Genomic DNA, 280 nt, shown 5'->3' on the forward strand with positions numbered 1-280 from the left:
AGATGCGAGGATGATGTTCCGGCTAATGCTGCTGCGGCTGGTGCTGACGGGAGTGCTGGGGCCGGCATTCGTGGCACCGGCCTCGACGGCGGCGGCCTTCGCCGCGAATGTCGAAAATCTGATGGTCCCTTCGGTTGCAATGGGCCGCGACATCCCGGTCACGTTCATGGGAGCCGGTCCGCACGCGGTGTACCTGCTCGATGCGTTCAATGCAGGGGATACCGTCAGCAACTGGGTGACCGCAGGCAACGCGATGAACACGCTGGCCGGTAAGGGAATT

1 pseudogene is annotated in these 280 nt (G+C 63.2%); it reads left to right on the top strand.

The features are described 5' to 3' along the window. Positions 1-25: 25 nt before the first annotated feature. A pseudogene (locus F6Q13_RS20150) lies at positions 26-280 on the top strand (hypothetical protein); the annotation flags it as partial.

This window comes from Mycobacterium sp., assembly GCF_008709575.1.
Lineage (GTDB): Bacteria > Actinomycetota > Actinomycetes > Mycobacteriales > Mycobacteriaceae > Mycobacterium.